The 14,511-nt window shown below is 34.8% G+C and carries 11 protein-coding genes; 9 read left to right on the top strand and 2 right to left on the bottom strand.

Translation table 11 applies throughout. The features are described from left to right. Window positions 1-8 precede the first annotated feature (8 nt). Both Q0505_RS14685 and Q0505_RS14680 read left to right on the top strand, forming a co-directional pair. Window positions 9-374, top strand: a complete 366-nt coding sequence (locus Q0505_RS14685) for a DUF3703 domain-containing protein (protein WP_299214306.1) — start codon at window positions 9-11, stop codon at window positions 372-374. A gap of 5 nt (window positions 375-379) precedes the next feature. Then, window positions 380-2,344 carry a heavy metal translocating P-type ATPase gene (locus Q0505_RS14680; protein WP_299214304.1) on the top strand — a complete coding sequence of 655 codons (1,965 nt, stop codon included), beginning with the start codon at window positions 380-382 and terminating at the stop codon, window positions 2,342-2,344. Window positions 2,345-3,010: 666 nt separating this feature from the next. Here the strand turns inward: Q0505_RS14680 and Q0505_RS14675 are convergent. Then, complete coding sequence (locus Q0505_RS14675; protein WP_299214302.1) at window positions 3,011-3,568, bottom strand: CARDB domain-containing protein; 558 nt, start codon at window positions 3,566-3,568, stop codon at window positions 3,011-3,013. 140 nt (window positions 3,569-3,708) lie between these two features. On the opposite strand from Q0505_RS14675, the gene Q0505_RS14670 reads away from it, so the two are divergent. Next, window positions 3,709-3,894, top strand: coding sequence for a hypothetical protein (locus Q0505_RS14670; protein WP_299214300.1), 186 nt, complete (start codon window positions 3,709-3,711; stop codon window positions 3,892-3,894). A gap of 170 nt (window positions 3,895-4,064) precedes the next feature. On the opposite strand, the gene Q0505_RS14665 is transcribed toward Q0505_RS14670, so the two are convergent. Beyond that, window positions 4,065-5,228 carry a BamA/TamA family outer membrane protein gene (locus tag Q0505_RS14665; RefSeq protein ID WP_299214298.1) on the bottom strand — a complete coding sequence of 388 codons (1,164 nt, stop codon included), beginning with the start codon at window positions 5,226-5,228 and terminating at the stop codon, window positions 4,065-4,067. A gap of 812 nt (window positions 5,229-6,040) precedes the next feature. On the opposite strand from Q0505_RS14665, the gene Q0505_RS14660 reads away from it, so the two are divergent. The 6 genes from Q0505_RS14660 to Q0505_RS14635 all read left to right on the top strand — a co-directional run bounded on the left by Q0505_RS14660 (window position 6,041) and on the right by Q0505_RS14635 (window position 14,503). Continuing rightward, complete coding sequence (locus Q0505_RS14660; protein ID WP_299214295.1) at window positions 6,041-6,253, top strand: hypothetical protein; 213 nt, start codon at window positions 6,041-6,043, stop codon at window positions 6,251-6,253. 143 nt (window positions 6,254-6,396) lie between these two features. Next, window positions 6,397-7,422: a grasp-with-spasm system ATP-grasp peptide maturase gene (gene gwsG, locus Q0505_RS14655; RefSeq protein WP_299214292.1), complete on the top strand. Its 1,026-nt coding sequence runs from the start codon at window positions 6,397-6,399 to the stop codon at window positions 7,420-7,422. 155 nt (window positions 7,423-7,577) lie between these two features. Further along, on the top strand, window positions 7,578-8,678 hold the full coding sequence (gwsS, locus tag Q0505_RS14650; protein WP_299214288.1) for a grasp-with-spasm system SPASM domain peptide maturase: 1,101 nt from the start codon (window positions 7,578-7,580) through the stop codon (window positions 8,676-8,678). 90 nt (window positions 8,679-8,768) lie between these two features. Beyond that, the gene (locus Q0505_RS14645) at window positions 8,769-9,419 is read left to right on the top strand and encodes a hypothetical protein (protein WP_299214286.1); all 651 of its coding nucleotides are present in this window, start codon (window positions 8,769-8,771) and stop codon (window positions 9,417-9,419) included. 323 nt (window positions 9,420-9,742) lie between these two features. Then, entirely contained in the window at window positions 9,743-10,090 is a 348-nt protein-coding gene (locus Q0505_RS14640) for a hypothetical protein (protein ID WP_299214284.1), read from the top strand. 78 nt (window positions 10,091-10,168) lie between these two features. Beyond that, window positions 10,169-14,503 carry a CusA/CzcA family heavy metal efflux RND transporter gene (locus Q0505_RS14635; RefSeq protein ID WP_299214281.1) on the top strand — a complete coding sequence of 1,445 codons (4,335 nt, stop codon included), beginning with the start codon at window positions 10,169-10,171 and terminating at the stop codon, window positions 14,501-14,503. Window positions 14,504-14,511: the final 8 nt, after the last annotated feature.

Raw genomic sequence — 14,511 nt, 5'->3', positions numbered from 1 at the left:
TCGAATAAATGAAATTTAATATTGCCATTCCCACAGCATTAAAAGCGTACTATGATAAAGAGATAGAATCATATCGAGTTGCTTTAAAGGAACAAAACTGGTCAACAGCGTGGCAACACTTGGAACGCTCTCATATAATTGGTCAATCCTATCCATTTGAGCACAGCTACTCGCATTGGTTAATGTTGAAATTTGGTTTTAGACATAAGGACTTTAGAGAAATTGTTGGACAATTGATACGGTTACTTGTGGGTGGGTGGAAATCATTCATTGATCACGTCCCTAAAGGTAATACAGGTGGTTCAAATGTGCCGCCATTAAAGAAAATGGAAGTTCCAGCAGATTTGAAATTTATTTTAAATCAACACAATTAAATAGAATGAAAAAACGAAAACAAAATTTGAGGGATATCGATCCCAAAGAACATCAAGGCGAACATAGCCACGATGATGGACACGATCACGATCACGGAGATGGTAGTTCATTTAAAACATACATTCCTGCGATAATTAGTTTTGTAATGCTAATTGTAGGTATTGCGGTAGACTATTTTAATGCTATCCCAGCATTTGAAGGTTGGGTACGTATTGTCTGGTATACTATTGCTTATTTACCTGTAGGTTTTCCAGTTATTAAAGAAGGTTGGAAAAGTATTATGCGTGGCGATGTCTTCACAGAATTTTTCTTAATGTCTATTGCCACCTTGGGTGCATTTGCGATAGGAGAATATCCAGAAGGTGTAGCCGTAATGTTATTTTATGCCGTGGGCGAGCTCTTCCAGAACGCAGCGGTCAATCGAGCAAAGAGCAATATAAAAGCACTACTCGATGTACGACCTAATGAAGCTCTTGTATATCGCAATGGAAACTACATAGCGGTAGATCCCGAAACTGTTGAGATAGGCGAGAAAATTCAAGTACGTGTGGGCGAGAAAGTACCATTAGATGGAATTTTACTTTCAGAAAAAGGCTCGTTCAATACCGCAGCACTCACAGGCGAAAGCAAACCTGATACTATTGCAAAAGACGATACTGTTTTTGCTGGAAGCATTAATCTCGACGGTGTTATCGAGGTTGAAACCACGAGAGAATTTAAGGACAGTTCCATTGCCCGAATTCTCGATATGGTGCAAAACGCCACAGCAAGAAAATCAAAAACCGAATTATTTATTAGGAAGTTTGCGCGCATCTATACCCCAATTGTAGTATTTCTCGCTATTGGCCTGACCTTCTTGCCATATTTCTTTATTGATGATTACGTGTTTAGAGATTGGTTGTATCGTGCATTGATATTTCTTGTAATTTCTTGTCCTTGTGCCTTGGTTATCTCGATACCGCTTGGTTATTTCGGTGGTTTGGGAGCTGCATCACGTAATGGAATTTTATTTAAGGGCGCATCATTTTTGGATGCAATGACACAAGTTAATACCGTAGTGATGGATAAAACGGGAACTGTCACTAAAGCAGTATTTAAGATTAAGGAAATTGTTACTGGTTCCGCTTTCGCGAAAGCAGAATTTATGAAATACCTAATGGCAATGGAAGAGCAATCCACACACCCAATTGCAGTAGCCATTATGGAATATAAAGCTGAAGGAGCAGATTATAATGCTACAGACGTTTCTGAAATCGCAGGTAAAGGTTTAAAAGGTAGCGTAAATGGAAAAACAGTCTTAGTTGGGAATAAAGCATTGATGACAGCACATCAGATAGAAGTTCCAGCAGAAACCGACAACATTGTTGAGTCTATAGTGATGGTAGGCATTGATGGCGCATTTGCAGGTTATGTAACAATCGCCGATGAATTGAAAGACGATGCACATCAAGCGATCAAAGAAATAAGAGCAGCAGGAATCGATAAGATTATTATGTTATCTGGAGATAAGGATTCTATTACTCAAGAAGTAGCAAAAGAATTAGGCATCGACTGGGCAAAAGGTGGAATGCTACCAGAAGACAAACTTAACGAGGTAGAAAAATTAAAACAGCAACCAGATACTAAGGTGGCTTTTATAGGTGATGGTATTAATGATGCACCTGTACTTGCTGCCAGTGATGTAGGAATCGCGATGGGTGGTCTTGGCAGCGATGTGGCCATTGAAACCGCAGACGTTATTATACAAACAGATCAACCCAGTAAAATCTCAAGAGCGATAAAGATAGGTCGTTCAACACGTCGGGTTGTTTGGCAAAATATCATACTTGCCTTTGGCGTGAAAGTTATTGTTTTAATATTAGGCGCTGGTGGTCTTGCCACAATGTGGGAAGCAGTTTTTGCTGATGTAGGTGTAGCATTGCTTGCAATTTTGAATGCTGTGCGATTACAGAAAATGAAGTGGGAGTAAACATTACAATTTAATAGTGTTTTCAATAAGCATTGATTTTGAGAGTATTAAAGAAATATCACTCTTCAAAAAGTTCGAACTCTGTCCCGTTGAGTTCACGAATAAATCAAAAGCAAGCTAAAACAAATAGCTTGCTTTTTTGTTTTAGTGAAGTTTTGATTTTCAAAGCGGAGCTTTGTCTGGAAAGACGGAGTCAATCCAGTCGAGGTCACTTAAAGCGAAAAGTCTACATGAGAATGCAGACTTTTTTGTTTTTCAAACTGTCAAAAGCAACGCTTTTTCTGCGTTGTGCACTTTTCATTTTCACACGGGAGCTCAATGGATATGTAATCCAGTCGAGGTCATACCTTCAAAGAAACTCTTTAAATATTTACGTAGTTCTCAACGGCAATCGAACGGACAGAAAGCTTTTGTAAGGATTGGAAAACAAAAAGAGTTAGAAAAAGTAAGGAAGTTGCAATAAAAAAAGTAGCTGTATAAAAGTTCTTTTAGTTTTTTAAACTGAACTCATTTAATTTTTAAATCTTTAGATTATCGAGACCTCTTTAACAAGCTCAAAGTAAAAATTAAGTTATTTTATCTTTTTATACAGTCGCTTCTTTTTCGTAGGTTTTTAATTCCACAAAAGTAATAAGATATACTTTTTGAGTGTATTTAAATCATGGCTTAACATCCATCGCAAGCAACATACCTAGGAGACGTATTATTATTCTCATTGGTCTCTGGGATATTATTATTCGGATCTACTACTGCAAAAAATACATGTGTAAAATTGGAAGATGGTACGGGACAATCACAAGGACCTAAAAAGTACGTTCTCTGAAAAACAAGTGTCCCTCCTGAGCTTATTCCACCGTGAGAAATAGTTTGCAGCTGTGATGAACCTGTCGTAAAATCTGTCCATTCAACGTCCAAACTTCCTGCGGGGAGATTTCCAGGACCTACATTTGTAACGGTAGCAAATGCTACAAAACCTCGCTGTCCTCCACAACTTACATCTGGTAATGATACCCCTCCGCAAGCGGTAGTCCTGGTGGCGCTAGGAATATTGGTCGTATAGCTAGAAATAATCAGATCCAATGCAGGAACAGGATTTATAGGAGTAGGCATCCGTACGAAATCTAAACTGGTTGTTTCATTAGTAATTTCTTCATCACCAGAGCAAGCTATAGTAACCATCGCAATTATAGCTAATGAGAAAATAATTTTGATTTTGTTCTTCATAATATAATATTTTTTAAGATTCATAACACACACATAAGTTAATCAAAATAATTAACAACTAGTCACTTACGGTTAAACCGTAATTGCTTGGTTTGTATATTTTTAATATCTTTATTTTTATTAATCTTAAATTTTATACTATGTTAAAAAACATTTCAAGTTTAGGTACGGTCTTAAACAAAGCAGAACAAAAATCTATTAGTGGAGGTCTTTCTGATTTTCTTTGTGTAGCTATATGCGGCCCAGGAGATGGTAATACCCCTATATATGATAATCCATTTGATTCCCCAATACCTGAAACCGTTGGTTGTATTTGTGGGTCTTAAAATAATTTATAAAGCGGACTTCGGTTCGCTTTTATTTTCTTCCTGCTTAATTGTTAGTTTTTTCTTTTCAATCCTCTATTTCTGAATTATTGGATGTTATCATATATACATATTACATAATGTAAACACTTAAAAATAGATTCATGTTTAGTTGGAAGCTCTCAGATTCTTTAAAACGCTTCGGCGATAGTGAAGTAAAAATAATTAGAATTTTGTCCAAACCCGTAGTCAAATCGCAGGTTTAAATTTTCGGTTTTATCCAATTTAAAACGTATACCAGCACCATAATTAGGCCTTAAATTGGAGAATTTAAAATTAGATACGCTGTTTGCCACATCACCCGCACCTACAAATGCTACAGCACCCCATCGAGAGTCTCCAAAAGATCTACGATATTCCATTTGTCCAGCAACTAGATGCCTATCTACATATCTGCCTTCCCTGTACCCACGCATAATTTCGTTACCTCCTAGTAAAGACAATTCATTAAAAGGAACATCGCCACTTGAAAAACTCCCAAGTAGCTGAAAACCTAAAACATCTTGTCCACTTTCTGATAATCCAAGGAAATGACGAATGTCAAAACGGGTTAACTCAAAAGAATGTGTTCCACCCAATACTTTTCCATAAATTCCATAGGTAGCCTCTACATACCATCCATTTTCTGCATTGAGTATATTATTCCTGCTATCATATAAGACCGCAGCTTCGATACCTGATGAAGTACTTCCGTTAAACCCGTTTATACTATTTTGATTCATTTCTAATCCATCCTCTAGATCAAATTCTACATTCGAAATGGTATTGTAGCGGATACCAGCTCCAATAAAAAGGTATCTCGCAAACATCTGCTTTAAAAAAATAGGCTCGAATAAAAACTGATAATAATTATACTCAAGTTCATTTTCTTTAGGGCTATCACGTCCTATCCCATAAAACAAACGTGGATAATTTTGAAAAAGTAAATTCCCTTCTATCACCCATTTCTCTTGATTTGTAAATACCTCGAAACCAGAGTAAAATATAAATTGATTATTGAGCGTGTATCTTACAGACATAGGAATATTTGAAGCCCTTGTCTCTTCTCCACTACCATTAAACTTAAAAAGGTATTTAGCACCAGTACCAATGGCCAAGTTTGTTTCTGGACTATACGTCATCACTGGCGCTGCAATAAACTTCTGTAAATAGAGTGTAGAATCTTTCTGGTGCGCCTTTTTATTAGGATAGAAAGTGAAGAACTCAGCTATTTTTTCTAAATTTTGGCTTTGTACGAGCTGGCAATTAAAAATAATTAGAGTAAATAGGATAGCATTCCTTAAAATTATTAACATCGTTGTAAACTAAATATTTGTAATGCAAGTTTAACATCTTTTGATATAGAATAATATTAAATAGTACATTTTAACGTATAATAAACCTTTTTAAGCTTTATTCAATTAAAATTTACATGTCATTGTAAGTCCATTTTTTTTATTAAATTGAAGGGAATTTAAATCAAACTATTATGGGTGTAGGAGCAATTTTTTTTGCAAGTCTTGCGATTTGCTTGGTATTAGGCATTATGGCAATGCTTCAGGGCGAATAATTTAACTATTTCGTTACAACTTGAGGAAGCATACAAAGCAACCTCCCCACTACCCCTTTATCATGTAAGATTCAGAGGGGCTCAAAGGATATGTCATCTTGTAAAATCACTTAAAAATAACCAACAGTTCTGCACAATACTCGAATCAACAAACTGAATAATAAAATAGCAAGCTTTATACTATACTCTTGTAAACAGATTGACGCATAAATACAAAATAACTATTTCTAAAAGACATCCGAGACAAAGTCTTGGGGAATCCATTGATTCACCTAAATCGCACTGACTTTGGACGAAAAAATCATATCAACATTAATGATTTTACAATAGTTCCTTTTATTGTCTAAAAAACACCTTTTTTAATTAATTAAACACTATCATAAACTCTCACTATAAAGAAATATATAGCTAGATAGCTCTATGACAAAATCAATATTCAAAATCGATACTCGCTCTTTGGATCTATTATTTTTTTAAAAAAAATAAATTAAATTGTAAAAATTAAAAAAAAATAATATATTTAACTTACTATTAGTTAAACCTTTAAAAAGAAATATTATGAAAAAATCATTAGATGAATTCAAGTTTGAAAAATTAGAAATTAAAGCATTAAGCTTTTTAACAGGTGGTGAAGGAACAAATTGTGGAACTGCCGTTACCGCAACTGGAGGAGCAGATAGTGACTCTGACAATTCAACAGGGACTTCAGATTCGGATACTGAACCTGGAGGTGGCAGCCCTAAACCAAAACCTATTATTGTAGAAGCTTAATTAAGTTCTAGGACAAGATCTTTTTAAGTACATAAGTTCGGTTATAATAAAATTATATAACAATTGTACTTAATTAACAATCCAAATTGTTTTATTATTTGGTAATTTAATTAGGGAGGAGGATTACCTCCTCCTATTTTTTTATGATATTTATATTTAGCTCAAAAGACGATTTCACAACTAACAAAGTTTGTGACTGGTTACGGTATTATGAACATCAATATATCCGTTTAAACAAAGAAACTCAAAATGTTCGAATAGAAGAATTTGATTTAGGTAACGATTTAATTATTTTAAATATTGAAGGTTACAAGATCAATATAAAAGATATAACTGCAGTTTGGTTTAGAAGAGGAGGATTATCTGATGTTTTGAGTGAATGGAATGACCCTATACATATACCTAAAAATCTTGGTATCATTCAAAACATATTGTCACACAAAATAAAAAATGAAATAAATCAATTAGCTTTATTCATACAGTTTAAAATCGAAAATGGAAAAAATATTGGAAGTTATTTTAATAAGGGATTAAATAAATTAAAGATGCTTGACCTTGCTAAAAACGAAGGGTTTAAGATTCCAGATACTTTTATTGTTTCTAAATTAGATGAGTTAGAGAGCATTTTATCCAAAAATGAGGTGGTCACTAAAGCTATAAGTGATGGTTTATATGAATTTACAGATGATACCGCATATTATACATACACAGAAGAAATTAATAATAGTACACTAGATACTTTCTCTGATAGTTTTACACCTTCTTTATTACAATCTAAAATACAAAAAAAGATAGAAATAAGGAGTTTTTATTTAGTAGATAGATTTTATTCAATGGCAATCTTCTCTCAAAAGAATAAAAAAACATCTACTGATTACCGAAAATATGACTCCGAAATACCTAACAGAATGATCCCGTACGAGCTTCCAAGTAATATCGAGGATATGCTTATTAGAATATATGAGAAAGTAGGTCTTAATACAGGTTCTGCAGATATTATAGTTGATGAGGAGAACAATTTTTACTTTCTTGAAATTAATCCTGTTGGTCAATTTACAATGACTTCAACACCTTGTAATTACTATCTAGAGAAAGAAGTAGCTCTAGAATTAATCCGTATAAAAAATGAAACAACCAAAGGTAAAGACCCTAAAATTAAAAAAGAATAATTTGCCATTATTCCTGAATTTTATTTTATACAATGAGATTGATTCAGTAGATGAATCTGTTTATTCTTATCCAAGTAAAAGAGTTAATGGTCGTGAATATTATGTGAATAATGATAAACACATATCGACAATAATTAATTATGATATAAAATTTGATGATTGATACTAAGAGATATTTACTCATTTATACTGATGTTATTTCAGTCTTAGGAGCTAAAAACATGTTGCTCATGGATACGTCTAGAAAAAACATATATAGCTTACCGTGTTCTTATTTTTCTTTAATAGAAGATTTTAGAAAAAAAACTATTGAAGTAATTAAGGAAACTTATAGTGAGTCTGAAACTACTGCATTTATAAATTTTATAATTGAAAATGACTTAGGAGAATTAACAGATAGCTTACATGAGTTTCCTAAGATTTCGTCAAATTTTTACTCTACAGAAAAGATTAATAATTCTATCATCGAAATACATAAAGATTCTGACATAAATAGCCTTAAGAAAATCATTCAGCAACTAGATGATTTGGACTGTAGGTTCATAGAAATTAGAAGCTACTCGATTATGAATCTTGCTCTTATATTTGAATTATTCGAAAATTTTAAATGTAATAGTCTTAGAGGTATAACTTTACTTCTTCAATATGAAGATTGCTCTGATTTTACTAAAAAATTAAAATCATTAATGTTTAAATTTCCAATAATTACTAAAATTTATATTCATAGTAGTATTGAAAACAAAATAGTTAAAGACGAAGAGTTATTTACTAATATAGGTACTCGGATAATCATTTTTACTACCCAAAAAATTCATTCAAATAAATGTTGCGGTATAATCAATGAAAAAAGTTTGGTTATAAGAGATATTTATGGGACATCAGAGAATATCAATTTTAATTCCTGCTTGTATAAAAAAATATCTATTGACGTTAATGGTGAAATAAAGAATTGCCCCTCAATGTCTAAAAGCTATGGCAATATAAAATCTAATTCACTAAAAGAAATAACAGCAAATACAAGCTTTAAGAAATACTGGAACATCAATAAAGATCAAATAAATATATGTCAGGATTGTGAGTTTAGATATATATGTACTGATTGTAGAGCTTACACAGAGAGGACACACATAAATAAGCAAGGTTTGGATATATCAAAGCCTTTAAAATGTGGATATGATCCTTATACTGGGAAATGGGAAGAATGGAGCAAAAACCCCTTAAAAGCAAAGGCTATTAAGGCGTACGAGAATAATTAAACATTTTAAAATTTTATTATGTTATCAAATAAATATATATTTTTATTGATATTCGTTTTCACATCTTGTATTCCTACTAAAAACAGAGAGATGGCTCAGCCAAATTATAAAAATCACTTAAAAAATCAATACGATTCTCTAACTTGGGATTATGGGTTACTCGAATTTGATAAAAGTTTTTTGACCGATAAGGGAATATTACCTTTCAAATATGGTGTATTCCCTGTATCTAAATATGATCTTTTCAAAAAAGATGGGTTCAAGGGAGTTGGTTCTTCTAGTAAGTTTTCTAAATTTAATGGAAACGACGTCTTCTTTAATTACTTTTTCATCAATAAAAGCTCATTAAATAGCCATCTATTAAAAGAAAAAAACGATGAAGTATTTTTTTTAATTGGAATTTTTACTGATTATATAGATACTGATCTCACCAATCAAATTTCCAATATGATTGTTTCAAGAAATCATCCTGATTACATTGGACAAGGGGTATTTAAAACCAAGAATGATCAATTTGATTATGTAGCTTTTAAAGCCTATGAAGGTAATTCTCATGCAATAGTTAATATGAAAATGTTTGATTTAAATTATGGTAATATTATATTAATTAAACCCAAAAAAGATTCTACTTTTAGATATCTCCAACTTGATCATAAAGAGATATTTTCAACAGATGAAATTCAAGAAATTATTGATAATCTCAAAAATGATAAAAATATTTTAAAGTTTTCTAACGACTAAAATTATGAAAATTCTTTAGTGAGTTTATTTATCCTATAGTTATATTACTAATTACTAGTCATATTTAAAAAATTTAGCAACCTCTCCACTCCTACTTTATCACGTAAGATTCAGAGGGCTCAAAGGATATGTCATCTTGTCTTGACAACTAGCTGTTCTTAGCACCACTCCAACTGACAGCAGAGTTATTAATAAGGTAGAAATAAAACCCCTCCTTTTTCGTACTGTATCTAAGCTATTTCCAAAAATTAAAATTCACTATATTTGTGATAGTGAGCAAACTATTCGCCATATCATTTTCTTTTTTTATCCTGATACAAAGTATGGGACTTAGTATCAACGATCTATCTCAGATAGATGATTTTATTGAGCACGCACAATTTCATAGTGAGCAGTATGGAGATAATGTATTTGTTTTTATCTCAAAACATTATGGTGAGTTGAAAGTAGCGCACAATAAAGAACATCAGGAAGAAAAAGATGACCACGAGCAATTGCCCTTTCAGCATCAGTCTCATGTATCTTGTATGAGCGCTTTTATAGCCATTACTACCAAAGACGAATTTAAAATTCCTGAGTTTACAGAATATAAATCACATCAATTCTTTTATCAGGAGCCTTCATCATCACTTCATCTAGAAGGGTTATTCCAGCCGCCACGGCACTCATAAAATACATAGTTCAACTAGTTAGTTTCCATTCGCAATTGTGTGCCATTGGAGCTGTTAATGTTTATTATTTTATGAAAAATGCTATCTTATATCATCAATTTCAGTATAAAGAATAAGTTCATTGTTCTTTTATTTACAACCTTTATCATAGGATTTGGGCTGTATTCCTTATCTCAAATTCCCATTGGCGCTGTCCCAGATGTGACCAATAATCAGGTGCAAGTCATTACCACCTCTCGCAATCTTTCTACACAGGACATGGAGCAGTTCATCACCTACCCTGTAGAGTTAGAAATGGCTAATTTACCTGGAGTTCAGGAGATTCGTTCAGTGTCTAAGTTTGGCTTGTCCGTAGTGACCATTGTCTTTGACGATGCTATGGGAACCTACTTGCCAAGACAGTTGATTGCCGAAAAAATCAAATCGGCTTCAGAAAAAATTCCCGAAGGCTTCGGAACGCCAGAAATGGGACCTATTACAACAGGTTTGGGTGAGATTTACCAATACACTCTAGATGTCAAACCTGAATTCAAAGACCAGTACACTGCCGAAGACTTACGCACTATTCAAGACTGGATCGTAAAGCGCCAACTTTCAGGCATTCCTGGTGTGGTAGAAGTAAATACGTGGGGAGGCTTTTTAAAACAATATCAAGTTGCCATTGACACCGAAAAGCTAAACGCTATGGACATCACCGCTAGTGAAGTCCTAACCGCATTAGAAATGAATAACAGTATCTCAGGTGGCGGTTATATTGAGAAGGTCAATCAAGCTTTTTTTATTCGGGGTGAGGGCTTAATTTCTTCCTTTGAAGACATTAATGATATCGTAGTAAAGAACGAGGGAAACTTCCCTATTTACATAAAAGATGTCGCTACGGTTAGTTTTGGCAGTGCTATCCGTTTTGGGGCTATCACTGGCAATGGCGAAGGTGAAAAAGTACTCGGACAGGTCATGATGCTTAAAGATGCTAATTCTAAAAAAGTAATTGAAGCGGTGAAGGAACGGGTGAATGTGATTTCAAAATCATTGCCTGAAGGAGTGTATATCAATGCTTTTTTGGATCGAAGCGAACTCATTGCCAAAACAACGTTTACCGTTTCTGAAAACTTAATTTTAGGCTGTTTGATTGTCGTCTTTGTAGTCGTATTACTTTTAGGAAACCTGCGTTCTGGATTGGTGGTCGCCTCCGTAATTCCTTTGTGTTTACTGTTTGCTTTGTCATTGATGTATATTTTTGGGGTTGATGCCAACCTGATGAGCCTGGGTGCTATTGACTTCGGGATCATTATCGATGGAGCGGTGATTATCGTTGAGTTTATCGCCTTTCAAATGACGCAAAAGAAAGAGGAGTTATACGCTTTCGCGAAAGCGGAACAACAAGCTATCAAAGATAAAATCACGTTTACAGGCGCCTCAAAGATGATGAACTCTGCCATTTTTGGGCAGCTCATTATTTTAATTGTATTTATCCCCATTCTCTCGCTTTCTGGTGTAGAGGGTAAAATGTTTAAACCTATGGCGCTGACGTTTAGTTTTGCCTTAATTGGCGCTATGTTACTGTGCTTTACGTATGTGCCTGTAGCCGCTTCTTTATTTCTAAAACCCTCTAAGGCATCAGACAAAAATATCTCGGTACGCCTCATGAAGTGGCTAAATAAGATGTATGCGCCTGTGATTCATTGGGCATTAGAAAGTAAACGATGGGTGCTTGGTATTGCAGGACTGTTACTGGCAATTTCTGTGTATCTGTATGCTACGATGGGAGGTGAATTTGTCCCTACGCTAGACGAGGGCGATTTTGTGATTCAGCCTATACTTAAAACGGGAACGTCTTTAAGTAATACCGTAAAAATCACCACCGAAATTGAACAGATTTTACTTGAACAATTTCCAGAAGTCAAGCAAGTGGTCACCCGAATAGGTGCCGCCGAAGTCCCCACAGACCCGATGTCTATGGAAGAAAGTGATGTGATTATTGTCCTGAAACCAAAAAGCGAGTGGACTTCTGCGACTTCCAAAGACGAGTTAGCAGACAAGTTTAAAGAAGCGCTGGCTATTATTCCTGGGATGGAAGTAGAATTTACCCAACCTATCGAGATGCGTTTTAACGAACTCATCACAGGAGTACGCGCAGATATTGCGATTAAGATTTTTGGTGATGATCTTGATATGTTGGTAAAAAAAGGAAATGAAATAGGCGCTTTAATTAAAGACGTACCTGGAGCCGCAGATATTTCGGTGGAGAAAATAGCAGGTCTTCCTGAAATGAATGTAACGTTTGATAGAAGAAAAATCGCACGCTATGGACTTAACATCCAAGAGGTAAATGATATGGTAGCGTTAGGCTTTGCTGGTAAAACCACAGGAAGTGTTTTTGAGGGCGAAAAACGTTTTGATCTTGTGGTGAGATTAGACAAACAAAAACGACAAGACATTGATGATCTCAAAAATTTATACATCGATGTACCTAATGGTGGTAAAATTCCTTTGAGTGAATTAGCCACGATTTCGTATCAAAAAGGAGCAGCCAAAATAGCACGAGATGATACGCGACGCAGAATTGTTGTGGGGATTAATGTTCGTAATCGAGATTTACAATCTGTCGTAAATGATGTACAACAATTAATTTCTAAAAACATAAAACTACCAATAGGCTATTCCATTACGTACGGAGGACAATTTGAAAATTTACAAAGTGCCAAAGCACGACTCATGGTGGCAGTGCCTATTGCCTTAATTCTGATTTTTATTTTACTCTACTTCGCTTTTAAATCGGTGAAGGAAGCCTTGATGATTTACTCTGCGATTCCCCTCTCCGCAGTAGGTGGCGTTTTGTTATTATGGATACGGGATTTGCCTTTTAGTATCTCTGCAGGGGTTGGTTTTATTGCCCTCTTTGGAATTGCCGTTTTAAACGGGATTGTACTCATCGAGCATTTTAAAGAACTTAAAAAGGAAGAAAAATTCGACTCTATGGAGGCACTTATCAAACAAGGAACAAAGGATAGATTACGTGCGGTGTTGCTCACCGCCATGGCAGCGGCATTAGGATTTTTACCAATGGCGATTTCTACCAATGCAGGCGCCGAAGTACAACGCCCACTAGCGACTGTGGTCATAGGTGGTTTGATTACCGCTACGCTACTTACCTTAGTAGTACTCCCAGTTTTGTATGCCTATTTTAATAGTCCTAAAGAGGAAAAGAAAAGATCTAAAGGCAAGAATGTGGCTACATTAAGTGTAGTACTATTTCTAGTTACGCTGAGTAGCCATGCGCAAGAAAATCCACTAAATCTTGAGGCATTACTTCCATTAGCACTTGAAAATAATGCGGGTCTTCAGGGAAATCGTCTTGAAGTAGATCAATCGGATGCGCTTGTAAATAGTGCGTTTAGTTTTGATAAAACACAGGTGTATTACGAATTTGATGAAAATAATCTGGCAGTAAATAATGAGCCTATACGTGTTTTTGGGATTCAGCAAGATTTTAGATTTCCAACGGTATATTTCTCTGAAAAGAAAGTCAATCAAGCCAATGTCGCCATAGCGACCAGCCGATATGAGATTCAAAAGAAAGCCATAGAGCGCAACCTAACAACTGCCTATTATACCTATCAAATTGCAAAAGAAAAAGAGCATGTACTCAACACCTTAGATAGCTTGTATTCTAACTTTGCTACCATTGCGGCCAGGCGTTTTGAACTAGGTGAGACCAATTATTTGGAAAAGATAACCGCGGCTTCCAAGCAAAAACAAATCAATCTTCAGTATGTAGCGTCTCAGAAAAATGTGTTATTGGCGTACAATGACATTATAAAGATTGTTCAGCCAGAAGATTCATTGATCATTGCGAAGGAGCTTATTTTAAAAGTGCCACTTCGTACCTTAGATATTGCTTCCAGCGCAGAATTGAGATATTATCAGGATAGAATTTCGCTATTGCAAGCCCAACGAAGGTTTGAGAAACAACAGCTTTTACCAGACATCAGCCTCAATTACTTTCAAGGAACCAATACTGGATTGAACTCTACTTTGTACGGTTACCAAGTGGGCGTAAAGATTCCGCTTTTGTTTGGAGGACAGTCATCTAAGATCAAAGCTGCGGGTATTGCCGAAGAAATCGCCACCGAAGTCTCTAATGAATATACCATTCAACTTCAAGCTAAATTGAATGCACTTCAGATGCAATTAGAACAGATACGTACAGCACTTACCTATTATGAAGAAGAAGGTACTGCACTGTCTGATGAAATTCTAAAAACGGCAAACGGTAGTTTTAGAAATGGCGAAATAGACTTTTACCAATACATCCAAAGTATTGAAAGTGCGTATGAGGTCAAGCTCGAGTACTTAGACAAGCTAAAAGAATACAATACCATCATCATCAACATCAACCATATCACCTTATAAATCAAGCT

This window comes from uncultured Dokdonia sp. (genome assembly GCF_937910895.1).
Lineage (GTDB): Bacteria > Bacteroidota > Bacteroidia > Flavobacteriales > Flavobacteriaceae > Dokdonia.
The sequence above is the reverse complement of the archived record's forward strand: the minus strand, read 5'-3'. Positions and strand labels throughout refer to the sequence as shown.